The sequence below is a fragment of the Nocardiopsis sp. FR4 genome, from assembly GCF_009830945.1.
Classification (GTDB): Bacteria; Actinomycetota; Actinomycetes; order Streptosporangiales; family Streptosporangiaceae; genus Nocardiopsis.
In genome coordinates, this window is sequence record NZ_VWVV01000003.1 from 266,885 (window position 1) to 286,335 (window position 19,451).

Consider the following 19,451-nt stretch of genomic DNA (forward strand, 5'->3'; position numbering starts at 1 on the left):
GGGCTCGGGCAGGACCAGTAGGCGGGTGCCGTCATGGCGAGGGCCGTCTCGATACGCAGGATCTGGCGATGCAACTCCTGGCTGGTGGGTTCGGACAGCGGAACGACGTGGGCGCAACCCCGGTAGAAAGCGAAGAAGGCCCGTGCGCCCGGAGCCCACATCACGAGCCAACGGCCTCGGTGGCGCATATGAAGCTGGTAGGCGGCCATGTACTGGTCGTGGTCGTCGCTGACATCCCAGGCCATCGTGATCACCGCTGGACGTGGCCGACGTGTTCGGCGTGCTGGTCCGAGCGCCGTTCGATCCGGTCCACCTCGAACCAGACGCTGGTGCGTCCGTCGTCATGGTGGACGGTGCCCCACCGGTCCGCGCCCTCCGCGACCAGGCGCAGTCCGCGCCCGCCCTCGGCTTCGGGATCGAACGGGCGCAGGCAGGGGACGGTGACCTCCCCCTGCCGAGGGCCGACATCGGTGACGCGCACCTGGGTGCGACCCTCCAGCTTGCACACGCTGATGGTGATCTCGCCTCCGGCCTGACCCGATCGGGTGTGGTGGACGCAGTTGTTGAACAACTCCGAGGCGAGCAGCTCGACCGGGCCGGCCTCCCAGACGGGGAGGGACGCCAGTGTCCTCAGGTGGCGGCGCATGACCCTGGCGTAGGAGGGCTCGCCGGGCACGGTGATCGCGTGCCCCATGAACTCGCCCTTGTCCGCCAGCAGGACCGGAGCACGGTCCACCGGTGCGGTGGCGCGTTTGGGCAGAGGAGAAACCGTTCGTGTACCGGTGCCCTTCTCCGTAGTCTCCGCCTGTTTCACTACAACGGCCCTCATCCCCATCACCGTCCTCTCTCGCCTGGTCACCGTGCCTTGCGCGTCAGTTCCAGGTCGTTGACGAGTTCTCAGTCTCGGGTCGGTGTGCCTTCGGCACCTATGAACACGGGTGATGATCGTTATTACGGTGGTGATGTTTTTTCGCGAGGGCTGGTGGTCAGGCCACGGGCCCTGTTCTATGGGCGGTGAACAGTTCTCGAGCCGAGGAACCCATGGTGTCGATATGTGAGAATTGCGGCGGGGAGAGAACTTCTGTCGCCAATGCGAAGAAAAGGTGTCCGTGTATACCCAAGGACTTCTGGGATAGCCCGGAGATACAAGAGGCCGCCGGACGTCTCGACGCAGGCGCTCTGGTACGCGCTCTGCGTTCGCGCACCGACCTGTCGCAAGAGGCTCTCGGGCGTTTGACCGGACTGTCCCAGTCGATGATCTCCCAACTCGAATCGAAGAAGCGCGAGTTGAAGGATGTGGTGAAGCTGCGCCGCTTCCTCGACGGGCTCGCCGCGCCTCAGGTGACAGCAAGCCGCGCCCAAAGGGAGAGTGTCGAGAGCACCAAGCTGTTGGCGCACGCGGCCCAGGTCACCATGGGAGCGGTGGAGATCGATCCCCGCAGCTGGCGCGGCCCGAACCTCCCCGACTCGCCCCTGTCCGTCCGGCGGGTGACGGGAACCGACGTGAACCATGTCGAAACGGTCACCGAGGCTCTGCGAGCCGCCGACTACCAGCTCGGAGGCGGTGCGTGCCTGGACTCGATCATGGCGCACCTGGCCTACGCCCACCGGCTGCTACGTGTGGCCAAACCCGCGAACCGGGTCGGCCTCCGGCTGCATCGAGCCGTCTCCGATCTGCACAACCTCGCCGGATGGGCGAGCTTCGACGTCGGTCACTACAAGGTCGCGGCCGAACACCTGTCCCTGGCACTGGAACAGGCCCAGTACATCGAGGAACCCTCGTTGGTGGCCAACGTCCTCTATCGCATGGGTCGCCTGCACCTGCACCGCGGCCACACCGTCCAGTCCCTGCGGTTCCTGCAGTTGGGGCAGATCGCCGCTCAGGACTCCGGGTGTGAGCGCACCGTCGCGCTCATGTGCGCCAACACCGCCTGGGCCTACGCGGTCCTCGATGACGGGAAACGAGCCATGGATTCCCTCGCACGCGCCCGCGACGCCTTCGCCCGCGCCGACTCGGACGCCACCCCCTGGGTGCGGTTCTTCCACGAAGCCGACCTGGACGCCCTGTCGGGGGTCGTCAACGCCGCGCTTCCCACGCCCTCTCCCCGCGCGTACACGGCCACGACCGAGCACCTGTACCGGGCCGTGGATGCCCGCAGCCCCGCCATGGGCCGCAGCCGGGCCTTCGAACTGACAACCCTGGCCACCGCCCACATCGTCAACGGTGACCCCGATCAGGGAGTGCGCATCGGTCGCCAAGCCGTCGACCTCGCCCGGCAGGTCCGCTCGGTGCGCGTGATCGACCGCCTGGCCCCGTTGCAGCAGGCCGCCCAGGCCTACCGAACCCGGGGTGAGACAGCTGACCTGGCCGCCGAGATTGCTACTCTTCGCACATCATGAGCACCATCCCCGCCTCCACCAGCCCCCGGTTCGCCCTCACCAGAGACCGCGTCCACGACGTCCTCGCCGCTTTGTGCGAGGAAGCCGGACTGGGTGCCAGGGCGGCCGATGACGCCGAGCTGATCAAGTTCACCAACAACGCCGTCTACCGCCTCCCACGCGCGAGGCTGGTGGTGCGTATCGCCGGCTCGGCAACCGTGGTCGAACGCGTTCCCGTGGTCATTCAGGCGGCACGGTGGCTCGCCCACCATGACGCCCCCGCAGTGCGTTTGGTTGAGGACATCTCCCAGCCCGTCCAGGCCGACGGAGCCACGGCGACCTTCTGGCACCTGGTGCCCTCCACCGGCCCCGAACCGACCGGTACCGACCTCGGGCGCATCCTCAAACACCTCCACTCCCTGCCAGCCCCGGATCTCGCCCTGCCGTCGTGGGAGCCGTTCGATCGGATCCGCAGCCGCATCACGGACGCCGAAGGACTGGCCGACGCAGACCGGAGCTTCCTCACCAGGCGCACCGACCAACTAGAGGCCCAGGTCCAGGACCTGGAGTTCGAGCTTCCCGCTGGAGTGATCCACGGCGACCCGTTCCTGGGCAACCTCATCTCCGGCCCTGGCGGCCCGGTGATCTGCGACTTCGACAGTCTCAGTCATGGCCCCCGGGAATGGGACCTGGTGCCCGCAGCGGTGGGCAAGGTCCGCATGGACTACGCCCAGGACCCCCACACCCCGCTCGCCGAGGAGTACGGCTATGACGTGCTGAGCTGGCCCGGGTTCCCCGTCCTACGCCAGGTCCGCGAACTCAAGCTCGTCACCAGCGTCCTACCGGTCCTGAAAACCAACCCCGGTCTGCGCGCCCAATGGCGCCACCGACTCGACACCCTGCAGCACGGCGACACCACCACACGCTGGAGCACCTACAGGTAACCGCCACCGGTCTCATCGAGCGGTGGAGACCCAACACCCCTCTTTCCAGGAAGCGAAAGACTGCGGTCTTCCCCGTTACTCGGAAGGGGTGATGGCGATCCAGCACACGAGGTGGATGTCCTCCTTCTCCGCCGGCGGCAGAGGTTGCACCCTCGGTGGAGGCGTCAGCCCATTGGACTCGGCGAACGTGTGCAGGGCCCGGGCCTTCTCCTTGTCGGTCGTGTGTTGGTCAGCCAGGATCGACCGGATCTCCCGCTGGATGCGCGGGGCGTAGGGAGCATTGAGGCGCTGGGCCAGTTCTTCCTGCTTCTCCAGGAAGGAGCCGTGGGCTTTGACGAGAGCCGATGCGTCGCGCATGGCTTTGGGCACCTGCGGGGACAGATTCAGCGGGTCGGTCTGCCGCTTCCACTGGGTGAGGATGTCCTCCTGCGCTGCCTCCCAGGCGTTGAAAGCTGCCTGGTACGTCCGCTCGTCCAGCACGGGTTCGGCGGTCGCGCTCGGCGGTGTGGCCTGGGCCAGGCAGGACAGGACGTCGTCGATGACCACGGCCGTTTCCTCACCGGGGTTCACCTGGACAGTGAGGTCCCTGTTCATCGGCACGTAGCGCAACCACGGCTTGGAGTGGTCTCCGATGCGTGCGCAGAACACGAACCCCGGATCTGCCCCGGGCCGGTGGAATCCCGAGCCCGATCCCCAGGGCAAGCCCAGAACCGTGTCCTTGACGTGAGGGTTCTGGAACTCGTTGGCGAGCTGACGCCGGTACTCCTCGCCCGACAGAGAGGAGTTCCCCGCGTCGGCGAACAGGAGCGATTCCTCCCGGCGCAGGCGCTCGATCTGGTCCCGGGTGTCGGTGATGACGCGCTCCACAGCGGCCACGTTGGGTAGGACCGTGTCCTGTCCAATGGACGCGGCGGCCTGCTTGAGTTTGCGCTGAAGACGTTCCTCCAGGCGCAGGACCGCGTCGAGGCCCTCGTCGGGGAAGAAGCACCGCATGAACACCTCGGTGTGGGGTGATCCGATGCGGTCGATGCGCCCGTGGCGCTGGACCAGGCGCATGGGGTTCCATGGCAGATCGTAGTTGATGATGTGACGGGCTTGCTGGAGGTTGACGCCTTCGGCGAGGGTGTCGGTCGCCACGATGACGTCGTAGCGGTCCTCCTCTGTGCCCGTGCCTGCGGTCATGGGGGCAAACCCGGTGATGGCCTCGCTGCGGTTGGCCTTGTCGCTGCCCTTCACCAGGACGAGACGGTCCCGGTAAGCGGCCAGGCGTTCGTTGACGGTGATCGCGTGTTTGAGGGCCCGATCGAGGTAGTCGGCGGTGTCGGAGAAGTAGGTGAAGATGAGGACCTTGCGCTTGTTGCGGACGTCGTCCTCGCCAATGCCCTCCTCCTCGGCCTCCCGGGCGATGGTGGCGAGCTGCTCAATGAGCTTGGCGACCTTCGGGTCGTTGTGGAAGTCGACCGCCTGGACCTTCGTGCGGAACTGCTGCAGCAGCGCCAGATCGGCCTCGACCGCTTCCCTCAGACGCTCGACGTCATAGCCGTCGGCACTGGAGACGTTCTCCTGGGAGTCGACGGAGTCCAGGAACTCCTCAATGTCCTCACCAGCGAAGTCCCCCCAATCGCCGAGGGCCTTGCCGGTCAGTACCATCCCCGATTCCAGCGCCTCCAGGAACAGGGCGTGGGACTCGACCATCTTGCCCACGGTCTTCTCGAAGGCCTGTGCCGAGGACTCGAAGCGTTTGAGGAGGTTGGACCGCAACAACCCGGCGTTCTGGGCCTCGTACTGTTCCGCCGCCCCCGTCTTCTTGAACCGTGAGGGGACGTAGCGGGCCATGGTGAGCACCGCTCCGAGGCGTTCGAGGATGACCCCCGTAGCCGTGCCGTCGACGGTGTCGGTGTCCTGGTGGGTGTCGGCGCCCAGGGCTGTGGCCAGCTCATCGAAGATCCCGGGGAGCAACTTGTCCAGGTTGTAGTCGATGCGCTGCACACGGCAGGTCGGGAAGCTGATCTCCCGCTCCCTGCCGTTGATGACCACCTTGTCGCCCACGTAGTGATTCTTGACGAAGCGCCGGGTGCGGCGGACGGCCACCTCGTCCAGAACGTCGAAGAGGTGCTCGGGGGACAGGTCGTCGGGGTGCAGCGCCGAGGCCCGGTTGAAGTAGGCGCGCAGGCTGGGGATGCCCACGTCCGCGAACTCGGCGTCGTTGGTGGCGAAGTAGCTGATGAGGTTGTGCAGGTCGTCGAGGCTGTTGTTGACCGGGGTCGCGGTCAACTCCACCAGATCCTTGGCCACCGACCCAGCCAGCAGCCGCCGCACGGCCGCCGCCCGCTTGGTGCTGTCGTTGCGCAGGGCGTGCGCCTCGTCGACCACGACCATCGCGTACTGGTCGGGGTCCTGGAGCGCGGAGTTGTGGGAACCGGCGTCCTCGATGTGGGCGACGAGCTCCTCGAAGGACACGCACTCGACCGCGGCGAGGTTGTGCTCCCGCAGGAAGGGACGCCAGGTCGCGTCCCGCAGGGTGGCCGGCGCGATGATGAGCACCTTCTGGCGGCGTTCGAAGACCGCCTCGTGGATCAGCTCCCCGGCCAGGAAGGTCTTGCCCAGACCGACCTCGTCGGCGATGAGGACACCACGGCGCCTGTGCAGGATCCTCTTGGCCCGCCACACGCCGTCGGCCTGGAAACGGGTCAGGCCCAGACGCGAGTCGCCTTGGGTGTCCTCCTCCAGGTCAGCACCGTAGAGTTCGTGCAGCATGCGCAGGAACACGTGCCAGGGCTGGTGCGGCTGCCACCGCGCCTCGTACAGGGCCGCGAGGTCGTAGGGGACGGCGGCTTCCCACTGCCGGTCGAACCAGTCCAGAACCTGTCCGACCACGTGCGGCTGGTAGTGGCCCAGGTTCAGCTCGTTGTTGCGGGCCAGACCGGCGTAGGTGAAATTGCTGGACCCGGCGATCACCCCGGTCGTGTCGGTCTCCACCAGGAACGCCTTGCCGTGCAGGAACCCCTGCTCGTAGCGCCGCACCTGCACACCGGGGTGTTCGCGCAGCCAGGCGACCAGGCGCCGTTCCCGGGCATCGGTCTCACGGGTGAAACCCACCAGGTCCCGATCCTGGTGCAGGGACCGCTGATGGCCTTCCAACGCCCGGCGCACCTCGGGGGTGGGGCCGGAACCCCGCCTCCGGCGCTTTTTCGCGCCGCGGCTGAGCGGCCGGACCTGGGGTTGTTCCTGGGCGGGTTCGGCCCCCAGCAGTAGGCGCACATGGCCGACCTGCTCCAGCTCCTCAGCAAGGAGGGAGAACCCACCCGGGTTGAAGTAGGCCGTGGCGATGGCCAGGTCCGGAGGTTGTACCAGCCGGGTGCGCAGCCCTCCCAGGAGGGTGTTGATCGCTCCGGCGACCGTCTCTCCCTTCTCCGGGGCGTTGGTGGCGAATTCGGGTCTGTAGTTGTGGGGGGTCACTGCGAGGTTCCCTTGCCGAGGTTCAGGGCGGTGCGGAGTTCGGGCGGCAGCCCGGTGGTGTTGAAGTCCTGCGCGATGACTTCCAGGTCGTGGTGCTGGAGGCCGAAGCCGCGCAGAGTGAGGCGTTCGAGCTCGGCCAGCAGCTCCACACTGTCGGTGCCCTTGTGCTGGTCCGTGACGTCGATGCCTCCGGCCAGGCGGGTACTGCCGCCACGGCTGAGCAGGGAACCGGTGATCGCGGCGGCGGTGTCGATGTCGTCGCTGTCCCAGTTCGGGAGCCGGAGCTGGTTGATGATGGGTGAGGTGACGTGCCGGTCCACGAAGCGTCGCGCCCACCAGTCCATCGTCAGTGTGTTCACCAGGCCCACCAGCGCGAGCCGGGCGATGGGGGGCGAGGTGATGTCGTGCATGACGGCGTGCACGGATCCCTTGTTGTGCAGGTATCCCGTTTCGGGCAGTGCGGTGGCGATGAGGGTGCGGCTGTCATCGCTGCGGCTGGGGTGGCGGAAGATCAGCAGCGGGTGGCCCGCCCCCAGGGTGAAGGCCTCATCGGTGAGGGCCACACCGCGCTTGAGTTCGGAGAGCGGGCGCAGGTCGGTGACAAACTGCTTGTGCGGTTCGTCGTCGAAGGCGAACGCGTCCACGTGCCGGGTCATCAGGACCTTCCAGGCACCCGGAGCGTCCTGGGGCGTGACGAGCCTTTTGTCAGGACCGCTCCCGCGAAAATCCCAGCGTGCGTCGTGAGAAGCGCGGATCCATCCTTGCCCGGAGGAGATCCGGGGGAAGACCCGCATGATGTCGAAGACCCTACGGTCCTCCGGCTCGTTGAACCAGGGGACGACGTTCGCGTCCGACAGGGTGCCCAGCTCGTCGGAGGTGAAGGAGATGCTGCGGCCCGCGGCGACGGCGGCCACCTCCTCAGGGCTGCGGGCGACACCGACCTCGATAGTGCGCTGTCTGCGCGGCCCCACCGACAGCAGCACCACCGCGTAGGAGGCATGGACCTCCTCGAAGATCCACTCGCCGTGGTTGCGTCCCTGGACGATGCTCAGGTCGTGGGAGCCCACCAGATGGCCGCGCAGTTTCTTCCACCCCGCCAGGACCATGCTCTGGCGAGGCAGTACCAATCCGAGATGACCCGTGCGGGACAGGGATCGCAGGGCTCGCTCCAACATGAGCTGCGCCAGTTCCAGGTGGGTGCCACCGCGCAGTGTGTAGGCCTTTTTGAAGAGGTCCTGGAGGATCTCCCGCTCCTCCCGCTCCTGCTGTTCCCGCCCGGCCTCCATGGGTCGCTCGGCCCGCAGTTCCTCGATCTTCTTCTCACGCGCCTTGTCGGTCAGCGCCATCAGACCAGGAGAGACGCCCACCCAGTACGGGGCGGCCTCCCACCGGACCTTCTCCCACGGCGGGTTGCCCAGAATCACATCGAAGCCCCCCGCTGGACGGAGGAAGACCTCGGGAAACTGGTACAGCAAATGCGTGGCGCGGACCGCGGTGACGGCCTCGCGCGCCTTCTCGCTCTTACCTCTCGCGATGGCCTGCTCCGGGTCCATCGGCAGAGGAACGGCCCCCATTTGAACCGCCACGGCCGCATCGAGCAGCGCCTTGACCTCCTCAGCCTCTTGCAGAGCCTGTGCGTGCGCCTCCCGGGCCGCGTGCACCTCCTGCTTGGTCGCCTCGGCAGTCCGGCCGACCCGCAACAGCCGGGTCCGTGCCTTTTCCAGAGTGGTCTCGATCTGTTCGGCGAAGAGGCTGGCCTGTCCCGGGGTTCGGTTGGAGTCCAAGACGTCCAAGACCTGGTCGATGGTGGCCATCCCGGTGAGGCTGTTCCCGGCCACCAGGCCGTGGTCCAGCGCCGACATGGGCAGACCTGGCACGAAAGTGTGGATCCAGATACCCAGGCGGGCCAGCTCCACCGCCATCATGTTCAGGTCCAGCCCGTAGATGCAGCGCCGGGCGATCTGCCTGCGCAGCAGCATGGACGTCTCGATCTCCACCCGCTCGGCCTGGTCGCCCAGGGCCTCGCGGGCGATCTGGGCGAGCCGCTCCAGCTCCTCGGTCACCGCAGGCAGCCGATGCTCGGTGAGGAAGGCGGCCAACCGGCGTTCGATCCGGTCGATGGCGGCGACGAGGAAGTGGCCCGAACCCATCGCCAGGTCCGCCACCCGGAAGTCGAAGAACGTCTCGGCGGCCTTGGCCTCCTCGCCCTGGTCGATCAGCGCGCGAAGCCGGTCCAGGTGCTGGGTGAGCGCGGGTTCCAGCGAGGTGTCCAACAGGTGCTCGACCGCGAAGGACTTGGTGAAGTAGGAACCGGTGGCCTTGCGTTTGCCGGATGCGTTGTGGAAGTACACCCGCCCGGCTGGCACCTCGACCTTTTGGCTGGTCTTGGCCGGGACATAGGACTTGTCCTTGGCCAGGGTCAGATCGGTGGGAGCGATGCTCAGTGAGGACTCCAGCAGGCCCTCGTAGATCGTGCCGAACTCCCGTACCGACAGGCTGCGGAAATCGACCGGGCCGAACACCCCGTCGTCGGAGGTGTCCACCAACAGCGCCCGCAGCGCCGGGCCGATCTCGGCGTTGGTGAGCTGCATCCGGCCGATCTCCCGGCCAGAGGGGTGCCGCTCGTCGTCGGCGAACAGGCCGCCGTTGTAGGCGGGGACGTCCCACTCCTCGTTGCCGTCGTTGATGGCGCGCCACACTGACAGCAGGTCGTTCCACAGGTCCGTGGCGTTGGCGTCGAACTCCTCCCCGGGGGAGTCGACGAACTCCCTTGCCAGTGTCTTCAATGCCTTGCGCGTGTAGCGGGGATTGCCCGGGTAGGGCAGGAGGCCGCGGTCCTCCGCGTAGGCCACGAAGAGGAGCCGGAACAGGATGATGAGGGTGCGGTGGTAGGCCTCCTCGAGTTCCTCCTCGCTCACGGCATCCATGTGAGAGGCCACGGCAACGGCGAGCGCGGGCACGGCCTCGGTGTAGATGCGCTCGCGCAGCCGCGCCCCCAGGGCGGCTACATGGTTGGCGGAGGCCTGCAGGATCTCATCGACGCTGCCCGACGGGGACAGGGCATTGGCGTGGAAGAGCAGGGGGAGGTAAGTGGCGGAGTCCTCGTCCAGCAGGGCGAGGTCGAGTTCGACGTAGGTCTCGGTCTGACCCTTGCGCCCCACACCCACCTGAGGTTTGGCCGAGTACAACCGCAACTGTGTACCGCGCAGGAGCAGCAGCCAGGGAAGTTCCTGCTGCTGAGCCATGCTCAGCCCGTACAGCACCGGGGACTCGGCGTTGAGGCGTGAGGAAGGCCGGTCGAAGTGCTCACTGTCCTCCACCAGGACAGCCACCGCGCGGCGCGGGCCGTCCTTCGTGCTGAGGAGGAATCCCGCGGACCGGCAGGGGGAGACGTCGTACTCGAGCGCGTTGAGAAGCCCTGACCCCCGGTGCACCACCAGAGACCGGGCCAGAGCCTTCTGGTCCTGCCAGTCGGGGCGCTGGGGCACGCCTACGCGCAGTTCGTGGGAGGCGAACAGGCCCGTGTTCGTGAGCCCGGCGATCTGGTTCTCTACCGGGTCCGAGAGCAGCTTCTGGAAGAAGCGCTCCCCTTCGGGAACGGTGGGCGAGTCGAAGGCGGCGATGCCCACCCGTTCGACTTGCTCCACGTCGAGGTCGAACACGACGTCGGCGTCCTCGCGCAGGCCGCAGACCGCAGCCCGGTTACCGTGGGCGGACTCGTACTGGACTACGAGGGCCACAGGTGCCGCTCTCTTGCCCCAACGAGCCCTCCACAGCCGTCGCAGATCCTCGGCTTTGGGCCTGGCCTGGCTGCGGGCGACGACGACCTCGAGTGCGTCGGGTAGGTCCCCGACCAGCACGGTATCGACATGCAGCGCTTTGGGGAGGTCCGAGGGTGCTTCCCAGGGGATGTCCGTCGCGTTCGCGTTGTCCAGCAAGTCATCCACAGAGGCACCTCTAGCTCTTGTCCCGGTCGCCAGCCCAATTTTGCCGTACGAGGGCGCTTCCGCGCATAGCACGAACTTCTTGAGGTACTGGTCCCTGCCTGGCGAGTACGGGTGGGCGGGTACCGCTCACGTGGTGAGCATCCGCCTCGTTCTCATCGGCAACCCCTGTGACCTGCGGTGTTACTGCGACGGTATGGCGCCACCCGTGCCTCTCCCGCGGGCCGCTGCGTTGGGGGTTATATCGGCATTCAAACACGTTGCCGCCCATCTCAGCAGGCCTGATCCTGAGTGTGTGGCCAGTAGCCAGGGCCGCCAGAGCAGGTGACGCAGAGCGCTCCCGCACGGTTCCCATGGGGAGTTCATGATCTGGTCGAGACAGATCATCTCGTATACGACATAGGCGCGCCTGGGAAGAGCGATGCGATCCGCTCTCCCCAGGCGATGCAACCAGAGGCCGCTGGCGGCGCAGCCGACCCCACCACAGGGTCGACACTCTGGTTCCCCAAGCTCCGTCAAGGGCAACGACAGGCAAGCTCTTCGGGGATCTCTCTAGCTCGGTAATCAGGAACCAACGCATGGCGTCTGACATCCGCGAACTTGTTGGCAATCCTAACTCGGATTTCCAATGAAAAGCTTCCACGAAAAAGATCAGAACCAATATGAACAGAAATTAACGTTTCTGAACACCTCGAAACAGCTCCTAACTGTGAGCAGCAAAAGAAGAATCTGGAAAACGGGAGGTAACATCGCGTCAATCCAGCGCCCGTCCAGTGCGCTGTCATCGGGCCAAATCAAACCATGTCGTGACCTGCATCACACTTGCGGGAGAGGATGCACACCCATCAAGAATGCGGTAACTTGGTGAAATCGATCCCCGCTCATTACGCGGACTAACCACCCGTAGGTGGGTCGATGACGGTCTCCGTCAAGGGCAATTTTCGAAAGGCAGGACACCTATGTTCAGTTTCTCTTTTCGCGGGCACTCGTTGACCGGGCGCTCCCTCCTCTTCCTCCTCATTCTCGCCCTGGTCTGCGTGCTCGTTATTTCCGGGTACGGCCTGCTCGGCTCGCTGGGACTGGTTGCCGTCGTCGTGATCGTTGCGGCCGACCTGTCGTCCCTCTTGGTGCGGGCCCGGAAGGGTGCCTGATGCAGCTGTCGGGTTTCGATGAGGAGCTGGTCCCCCGCAAGATGAAGGAGGGCCTCCTCTACGAGGGGATGCCTACTCGCCATGGGACCTATCTCCGTGTCTGGCGCGACTCGGAGACGCACGTCCCCTACGTTCGCCGCACGCTCGATAGCAATGCTCTGTTTGGTGAGCCCGAGTATCAGGCGATGTCCGTCCCGGAACGCGCGGTGAAGCCGGTGATCATCCTGGATGGCGTACTTATCGAATTGAGGAAGCATAAGCAGAGGTCGATGGCCTCGTTCCGAAATAGCGAAAAGATTCTTAGGAACCACCGCTCCTCTTCCCCTTTGGAAGAACTCAAGCCTTCTCTTACGGTGGATCAGCCGAAGGAACGTCTTCGAGAACCTCAGCCCGTGGTTGAGCATGCGGTTCCGGCCTGGAAGGCTGTCGAAGATTTCGGCGAGTACGACGAGCGTCCCGATCCGCTTCAGGCTTCATCTGTCGAGGAATTCTTGGGGGCGCTGCGTGAGTATCGGATCTGGGCAGGTGAACCCTCCTTCCGGAAGATGAGCGACAACTGCGGGCAGAAGGTCGCGTACTCAACGCTCAACACCGCACTCAACTGTGGCCGCTTGCCCAAGCTCTACATCGTGGAAGCCTTCATCGAAGGATGCGGTGGCGGCCGAGATGACGTGCGGCTCTGGGCCACGGCCTGGCGCAAACTGCGCAAGCAGGAGGACGCAATCCCCCGTTCGGGACCCTGGGCGGCAGCGCAGATCTTCGAGTTCACTGATCACGCCAGCCAGGTGCACAACACCGCCTGACCTACCTCAAGTCCGCCCTGGGGCAAACCCAGGGCGGGCCTCTCGCCTGGCCGATTGGCGAGACGCCCTGTTGCACGCCCGGCAAAGCTCGCTTATCGTACATACGCGTTTAAGCGACTGCCTGCTGTGAGGCCACCTCGAGTCACCAACGGACTTAATCCGCACCTCACTGGAGCGATGAAATCCTCGGTGATTGCTCGGCTGTTCCGGGACAGGGTGACACGGGGTGGTCTCCGGTGGCACGCGTCGGGACAACACCGCCCGGGTGCTCCGGAACGAACCCTCGCATAACGGGACGTTCTGCCCGCACGCACGCGGACTTTTAATCCGTGGGTTCAGGGTTCGAGCCCCTGGGGGCCTACCCCTCCCCACCTGGGCGTTCCTCTTCGGCAAGGAACGCCCTTTCTCATTTCCTGGGTCTTGGGAGCCCGTAGGGAGCCCGGGAGTGCGGGGAGTGCCCCCGACAGCGCGCCGACGGGGGACCACAGAGGCGGACGCTTCGGCCGCGCGCTTGGCCACCTCGGGCACCACGGACGTGTACGTGTCCGAGGTGATGGTGACCGACGAGTGCCGGAGCATCGCTTGCACGACCTTCATGTCCGTCCCGGCCGCGGGGGCGATCGTCGCCGCTCCGTGCCGAAGGCCGTGCAGCCGGATCGGGGGCAGCCCCGCCTCGAAGGTCAGCCGTAGGAACTCATCGGTGAGCGTCGCAGGGTGGAGCGGCGCCCCGTTCTCCTGGGCGAAGACGTGCCCGGCTCCCTCCCATGTATCACCCCACGCCAGCCGTTCCTCGTTCTGCCGGGCGCGGTGCGCCTTCAACGCCTCAACCGTGGCCTCGTCGAGCGCGATGGTCGCCTCACTGTCTTCGGTCCTGGTGTCGGCCTCGTCGACCTCCCAGCCGAGTTGCCGCCGCTGCCTGCGCACGGTGAGCGTGCCCGCGGTGAGGTCGACGTCCGGCCACCGGAGCCCGCACGCCTCCCCGCGGCGAAGCCCCTGGAAACCGCCCCCGCCGGGGTCACCGTGCACGGCGCCCACCGGATCGACCAACCAGGCACCCCCTGATGGGTCGACGGAGTCCTCTACACCGACGACCCCGCCCACCTCGCCTACTTCGCCCGCCGCGACGGCTACACCGTCGAGGACGCCCCCAACGGCGTCCCCGCCGACCGCCCGCCCGCACCGACGCCATGCGCGCCGACTCCACCCGCCGCGGCACCGGATCCGCCCGCGACGCCCGCAACTACCCCAACCCCTGACCCCCACCAACCCGAAAGAGAGAACCCGCCCATGAACCGCGAGTACACCGACACCGCCCAGGCCATCGGCCGCGTTCAGACCATCCGCGAGACCGAACTCACCAACCTCCGCGAGACCTACCGAACCGAAGCAGGCGCCTCCATCCCCGACACCCACCACCTCACCGCCGAAGGCCACCGCGACCGCCTCGACAAGCAGCGCGCCGCCGCCCGCGAGAAGGCCCTCGCCCGCCTCGACCACCTCGAAACCGAGTTCGACCTCAACGCCAACCTCATCCGAACCGCCGCCAACGGGGACCGGAGAGCCACACGGACGAGGTCATGCGGCGACTCGACGAGGCGAAGGAACGCCTTGCCCCCGTGCTGGCACAGGAACGCCTTCGGCGCCTGCGCGCGGGACAAGAGACCGCCCCGTACCGTCGAGGAACTGGCCGAGTGGCGCGTCAACGTCGGCGACCCGGCGCCGACCCTGCGCAGGATCACCCACGACACCGGGCCGAAGAGGGGGAGGGTCGTTGCCACCCCCGGGCCGCACGAGGGCGAACGGCTGTGGTGGGTCGACGGGGAGCTGTACACCGCCGACCCCGAGGTGATCCGGTGGTGTGCGCGCAAGCGAACCGTGGTCGAGGACGCCCCGGACGGCATCCCGGCCGAGTACACGGCGCGCGCGGAGGCAGAGCAGCAACGCCGCGCGGAAGCCGAACGACGCCGGACGGAACGCGCGGCCAGACGTGAGGCCAGGAAGCGCCGGAAGGACGCCTCGCCGACACCTTCATGGCGTTTCCGCAGGTCAGAAGGTAGACCGATCTGGGTATCTGGAGTGGTCTACTTTCACCACGTGCTATGTCCAGTTATCAACCGATTCTGATCGCCGATAACTGCTCATCTGTGCGGTCAGGGGCAACTCCGGGCTTCGCCGGACGACCCCGCTCCCCTTTTCTGGCTCACCTTGTCTGCCTCCGTGGCCTTACCTTGTCTGCCCCCGTAGCGGGCGCGCATGGCCGGACTGGCTGCGGGCCCAGCCGAGAAGACGTAGGCCTGGCTGTCATCCAGTCGGCGGCCGGTCGCGGCATCGACGATGACGGGCTCGACCTCCTCTCCGGTGACGGCGTCGACCAGGATCATGCTGCGCTGTTCAGAGGAGAGGCGGGCGTTGCCCCAGGCCGCCAGGGCGACGATGACCGGGCGCAGCGATGCACCAAGTTCGGTCAGCACGTACGCGTGGCGTACGGGCCTGGTCTGGTAGGGGCGGCGTTCGAACAGGCCGTCCGCGACCAGGCGCTTGAGCCTGCCGGTGAGCATGCTGGACGAGATCCCGAGGTTGCGCTGGAACTCCTCGAACCGTGTGTAGCCGTCGAAGGCGTCGTGCAGGAGCAGCAGCGTCCACCAGTCCCCGACGTAGTCGATCGCTGTCGACAGCGGGCACTCGAGGTCCTCCCGCCTGATCTGGCTCGTCACGGTTGCCCCCCAGGGTCACTGCTAATATCGAAGCAAGTAACTGCTATTCTAGCAGTAGAAGTCTTCTCGGGACATCTCTGCCTGCTGACCAGGACGGACATGTCCGACGCCCCACAAAGGAAGACCATCATGCCCGACAACCGACCGATCGCCCTCGACCAGCTCCCCGCCACAGTCTCCGCCTACCTGGAGTCCCGCAGCGCCGCCGACAGTGCCTCGGGATCTGAGCCCTTCACCGCCGACGCCACGGTGGTCGACGACGGCCACACCCACGTGGGAACCGACGCCGTCACGGCATGGATGGGCAAGGCGGTCGACCAGTACACGTACACCACGACGCCGATCTCCGCTGAAAAGACCGGGGAAGACCGCTACACCGTCGCACAGCATCTGGAGGGAGACTTCCCCGGCGGCGAGGTGGACCTGTACTTCCGCTTCACCCTCCGGGACGGACTCATCCAGCACCTCGTCATCGAGCCGTGAGTGACCCGAGCCGCGTCCACCACAACAGGAGTCCCATGAAGACCTGGTTCATCACCGGGGGAACACCCGGCGGATTCGGCATGGCCTACGCTGAGGCCGCCCTCGCCCGAGGCGACCGTGTCGCGCTCACGGTGCGCAGACCCGACGACCTGGCCCCGTGGGCCGCGGCGCACGGAGACAGAGTTCTGGTCCTTCCGCTCGACGTCACCGATCCCGTACAGGTCCGCGAGGCCGTCGACAGGGCCGAGCACCACTTCGACGGCATCGACGTCCTGGTCAACAACGCCGGACGCGGCTGGTACGGATCGGTCGAGGGCATGAAGGAGGAGGCCGTCCGCAGGACGTTCGAGCTGAACCTCTTCGCCCTCCTGTCCGTCACCCGTGCCGTCCTGCCCGGCATGCGGGCCCGACGCTCGGGGTGGGTCGTCAACATGTCCTCGGTCGCCGGAATGGTGGGGACCCCGGGGTTCGGCTTCTACACCGCCGCGAAGTTCGCCGTCGAGGGGATGACCGACGTCCTGCGCCACGAGGTGGCCCCGTTCGGTATCAGGGTCCTGGCGGTGGAACCGGGGGCCTTCCGCACCCGGGCATACTCGGGGTTCGCCGACGAGCCCGTACAGGAGACTGTCCCGGAGTACCGCGTGTTGGTCGAGGAGGTCCGTGCCGCCATGGTGGGCCAGGACGGTAAGCAACCCGGCGACCCCGAACGCGGAGTCCGCGCCGTCCTGGCGGCGATGGGCCTGAACGATCCGCCCCATCGGCTCGTCCTGGGGAACTCGGGATACGAGGCGGTCATCGGCGAGCTGGAGAATGTCCTCGCCGACATCCGCGCCCACGAGAACCTCTCTCGAGGAGCGGACTTTCCCGCCTAGACGTGCCGTCCCGGCACGTTGGTGCCAAGTGAAACACCCTGACGGGTGCTGGGCACGGGCGAGGGCCTTCTGGTTCCGGTGTGGATTGCGCAGTCTGCACCGACGTCCAGGAGGTCCTCGTGGTGCACCGCAACGCTCCACCCACCCCGACAGGACGACTACGCCAGGCCACCGAACGCTTCCAGGTGGCCCACACCACCGCCGAACGTTGGGCCGAGCGCTACCGCACCCACGGCCGAGCGGGCATGGGCGACCGCTCCAGCATCCCCCGCCACCAGCCTGGACGCACCCCCGACCACATCGAGCAACAGGTCGGGGTCGGATATGGCGGAGGCCGGTGATCGAGTAGTCGGTATTCGTCTCTTCCCGCCCCATGCAGTTACTCGTCGGGGGAGTAGTGAGGCCACGGGCTTCCCACCTCAGCGGCCAGCGCGGTGATGTGAACGTGGCGGTGACTGAGGATCCGGACAGCGGCCGGTGCCGGAGCCTGGAGCACGAGCTGGCGCATGGCCGCTGTTCGCCCGTTGAAGGTCGGGAGCCCGTTCCTGCGCATCCGGTGGGCGAGCGTGCTGGTGCCCATCGGCTGTCCGGCCCGGTGCCCGGGGAAGAGCCAGCGCGCCCGGGGTTGGTCGCTGTGGTCAGGTTCGGCCGTCGGTCGGCGAACGCCCGCAGCAGGTCGGCGAACGGTTGTGGGACCGGGGCAGGCGGGCCACCGAACCGGATGCTGAGCCGCCCGTCCTCCTCGACCAGGTCGTCAAGGACGAGCTGACAGATCCGGCTGAATGGTTGGGCGAACAGCAGCGTGAGCACCACGACCACCCGGTCCAACAGGTCCGGCTCCTCGTCCTCGGCAGCCCGGCGCAGCAGCTCCATCCGCTTGTCGCGGCCGATGGGGGACGGGCTCGCCGTGTTGGCCCGGTGCGCCCGAACGCCCGGCAACAGGACATGTAACCCGGGAGTACCTTCGCGGCCGGTCCTCCTGAGGCCAGGTGCGCGAGGTCCCGTGCGGTCCTCCGCGGTTTTGCGCCTGCGCGGGTCAGCGCCCCGATGTGACCAGCCGCGCGGTGGCTACGACGCCCACGCCGGAGAACTGCACTGGAGTGCAGTTCTCCGCAGGCAAGTCCACTCCCGGGCACGGCGTGGCCGGAGCCGGCCATACACCAGACCCTCGCGCCACCCGCGGCGCGTGCTCGAAGGAAGCGGGCGCGTCCGCGTCCAGCGGAGAGGAGACGACCGTGCACCGGCCCAAGGGCAGCGGCGGCATCGGCAGTCGAAAGCCCGGGTATCCCTTCAACCCGGCCCCGAGCCGACGCCGGAGAAGGACCCCGGCCGCAAGCCCGGCGACTGAGGTCACAGAAGCATAACGGCGCCCCCGCGCAACGGAGCTTGAGTTCTAGTGGTCGTTGCAACACCCCACCTCTGGAGGGGTGCGATGAGCGACTTCGAGATCGGGAAGCGTTCGCCCATGGGGGGCTACAGGAAGCTCCACAGGGAACGAGCGGAATACTTCCGACTCATGGAACTGGGGTACTCGAACAAGGCGGCCTGCCAGGCCGTGGGCGTCAACATCCGGACCGGACGTGAATGGCGCAACGGCAGGCAGGCCCCGAAGCGGATCGTGGCGCCCGCACTCTCGCAGCGGGCGCCACGACAAGACAGCGGTCGCTACCTGCGCCCGCAGGAGCGGATGCACATCGCCGACCGGCTGCGGGACAAGGCATCCATCCGTGCCATCGCCGCCGAGCTGGGCCGCGCGCCCTCCACCATCAGCCGCGAGGTGCTCCGCAACCGCTCCTACTACGCCAGAGCGAAGATCTACCGCTACGGGCCCCACGTCGCACAGTCACGCGCCGAGGCCCGCCGCCCCCGATCCCAACCGGGCAAGATCGCCCGCAGCCCACGCCTGCGCGACTACATTCAGGCCCGGCTGGAACAGCGCTGGAGCCCCGAGCAGATCGCCCACCAGATGCGTCGGGACTTCCCCGACGATGCGGAGATGCGCGTGAGCCACGAGACGATCTACCGGGCCCTCTACGTCCAGGGCCGCGGAGAGCTGCGCAGAGAACTCACCCGGGCCCTGCGTTCGGGGCGGGCCCGACGCCGCCCCCACCGCCAGGCCCACACACGCCAGCCGCGGTTTTCCGCACCCATGGTGATGATCAGCGAACGGCCGGCCGAAGCCGCCGACCGGGCCGTCCCCGGCCACTGGGAGGGCGACCTGATCGTGGGCGGCCGAGACCAGAAGCACTCCGCGATCGGCACGCTGGTGGAGCGATCGAGCCGGTTCGTGATGCTCGTCCACCTGCCCGACGGCCAGCACCGGTCCGAGCACTTCCACCAGGCCCTCACTGAGTCCCTAGGTGGGCTGCCCTCGTTGCTGAAGCGGTCGCTGACCTGGGACCAAGGCCCGGAGATGGCCATGCACCACAGGTTCAGCGCCGCAACCGACATCCCGGTCTACTTCTGCGATCCGGCCAGCCCCTGGCAGCGCGGCTCCAACGAGAACACCAACGGGCTGCTCAGGCAGTACTTCCCCAAGCGCACGGACCTGTCGGTCCACTCCCGCGAGGACCTGGACGCGGTCGCCGCCGAGCTCAACTCCCGCCCACGCAAGACGCTCGACTGGGACACCCCAGCCGAGCGTCTCGCTAAGCTCCTCGCGGCAACCAACTGACTTCACGTGTTGCGACGACAGCTGGAAT

The 19,451-nt window shown here is 67.0% G+C and carries 14 protein-coding genes and 1 pseudogene; 9 read left to right on the forward strand and 6 right to left on the reverse strand.

Features of this window, described 5'->3' with window-relative positions:
• Nucleotides 1-250: 250 nt before the first annotated feature.
• Nucleotides 251-736: an ATP-binding protein gene (locus FYW95_RS05930; RefSeq protein ID WP_236572082.1), complete on the reverse strand. Its 486-nt coding sequence runs from the start codon at nt 734-736 to the stop codon at nt 251-253.
• Between the two features lie 305 nt (nt 737-1,041).
• Here FYW95_RS05930 and FYW95_RS05935 point away from each other — a divergent pair, with 305 nt between their 5' ends.
• Nucleotides 1,042-2,400, forward strand: a complete 1,359-nt coding sequence (locus FYW95_RS05935; protein WP_160050086.1) for a helix-turn-helix domain-containing protein — start codon at nt 1,042-1,044, stop codon at nt 2,398-2,400.
• Complete coding sequence (locus FYW95_RS05940; protein WP_160050087.1) at nt 2,397-3,323, forward strand: phosphotransferase enzyme family protein; 927 nt, start codon at nt 2,397-2,399, stop codon at nt 3,321-3,323. The genes FYW95_RS05935 and FYW95_RS05940 overlap by 4 nt, the downstream gene beginning before the upstream one ends.
• Before the next feature lie 75 nt (nt 3,324-3,398).
• On the opposite strand, the gene FYW95_RS05945 is transcribed toward FYW95_RS05940, so the two are convergent.
• Both FYW95_RS05945 and FYW95_RS05950 read right to left on the reverse strand, forming a co-directional pair.
• Nucleotides 3,399-6,782 (reverse strand): helicase-related protein, encoded by a 3,384-nt coding sequence (locus tag FYW95_RS05945; RefSeq protein ID WP_201294721.1) that lies wholly within the window; start codon nt 6,780-6,782, stop codon nt 3,399-3,401.
• Nucleotides 6,779-10,522 (reverse strand): Eco57I restriction-modification methylase domain-containing protein, encoded by a 3,744-nt coding sequence (locus FYW95_RS05950; RefSeq protein WP_160050088.1) that lies wholly within the window; start codon nt 10,520-10,522, stop codon nt 6,779-6,781. The genes FYW95_RS05945 and FYW95_RS05950 overlap by 4 nt, the downstream gene beginning before the upstream one ends.
• Nucleotides 10,523-11,685: 1,163 nt before the next feature.
• On the opposite strand from FYW95_RS05950, the gene FYW95_RS05955 reads away from it, so the two are divergent.
• Both FYW95_RS05955 and FYW95_RS05960 read left to right on the forward strand, forming a co-directional pair.
• Nucleotides 11,686-11,877, forward strand: coding sequence for a hypothetical protein (locus FYW95_RS05955; RefSeq protein ID WP_160050089.1), 192 nt, complete (start codon nt 11,686-11,688; stop codon nt 11,875-11,877).
• Nucleotides 11,877-12,680 (forward strand): hypothetical protein, encoded by an 804-nt coding sequence (locus tag FYW95_RS05960; RefSeq protein WP_160050090.1) that lies wholly within the window; start codon nt 11,877-11,879, stop codon nt 12,678-12,680. The genes FYW95_RS05955 and FYW95_RS05960 overlap by 1 nt, the downstream gene beginning before the upstream one ends.
• A 6-nt stretch (nt 12,681-12,686) precedes the next feature.
• On the opposite strand, the gene FYW95_RS28820 is transcribed toward FYW95_RS05960, so the two are convergent.
• Nucleotides 12,687-13,943, reverse strand: coding sequence for a site-specific integrase (locus tag FYW95_RS28820; protein ID WP_370463239.1), 1,257 nt, complete (start codon nt 13,941-13,943; stop codon nt 12,687-12,689).
• A 24-nt stretch (nt 13,944-13,967) separates the two neighbouring features.
• Here FYW95_RS28820 and FYW95_RS05970 point away from each other — a divergent pair, with 24 nt between their 5' ends.
• Complete coding sequence (locus tag FYW95_RS05970; protein WP_159944895.1) at nt 13,968-14,804, forward strand: hypothetical protein; 837 nt, start codon at nt 13,968-13,970, stop codon at nt 14,802-14,804.
• Between the two features lie 26 nt (nt 14,805-14,830).
• On the opposite strand, the gene FYW95_RS05975 is transcribed toward FYW95_RS05970, so the two are convergent.
• Entirely contained in the window at nt 14,831-15,394 is a 564-nt protein-coding gene (locus FYW95_RS05975) for a winged helix-turn-helix transcriptional regulator (protein ID WP_201294722.1), read from the reverse strand.
• A gap of 129 nt (nt 15,395-15,523) precedes the next feature.
• On the opposite strand from FYW95_RS05975, the gene FYW95_RS05980 reads away from it, so the two are divergent.
• The 3 genes and pseudogenes from FYW95_RS05980 to FYW95_RS27570 form a co-directional block, all read left to right on the forward strand.
• Nucleotides 15,524-15,877 (forward strand): nuclear transport factor 2 family protein, encoded by a 354-nt coding sequence (locus tag FYW95_RS05980; RefSeq protein ID WP_159944894.1) that lies wholly within the window; start codon nt 15,524-15,526, stop codon nt 15,875-15,877.
• A 35-nt stretch (nt 15,878-15,912) separates the two neighbouring features.
• Nucleotides 15,913-16,749, forward strand: coding sequence for an SDR family NAD(P)-dependent oxidoreductase (locus FYW95_RS05985; RefSeq protein WP_159944893.1), 837 nt, complete (start codon nt 15,913-15,915; stop codon nt 16,747-16,749).
• 119 nt (nt 16,750-16,868) lie between these two features.
• A pseudogene (locus tag FYW95_RS27570) lies at nt 16,869-17,063 on the forward strand (leucine zipper domain-containing protein); the annotation flags it as partial.
• Between the two features lie 65 nt (nt 17,064-17,128).
• Here the strand turns inward: FYW95_RS27570 and FYW95_RS05995 are convergent.
• Nucleotides 17,129-17,329, reverse strand: coding sequence for a hypothetical protein (locus tag FYW95_RS05995; protein ID WP_159944892.1), 201 nt, complete (start codon nt 17,327-17,329; stop codon nt 17,129-17,131).
• 936 nt (nt 17,330-18,265) lie between these two features.
• On the opposite strand from FYW95_RS05995, the gene FYW95_RS06000 reads away from it, so the two are divergent.
• Nucleotides 18,266-19,423 carry an IS30 family transposase gene (locus tag FYW95_RS06000; RefSeq protein WP_370462436.1) on the forward strand — a complete coding sequence of 386 codons (1,158 nt, stop codon included), beginning with the start codon at nt 18,266-18,268 and terminating at the stop codon, nt 19,421-19,423.
• The last annotated feature ends 28 nt before the right edge of the window (nt 19,424-19,451 follow it).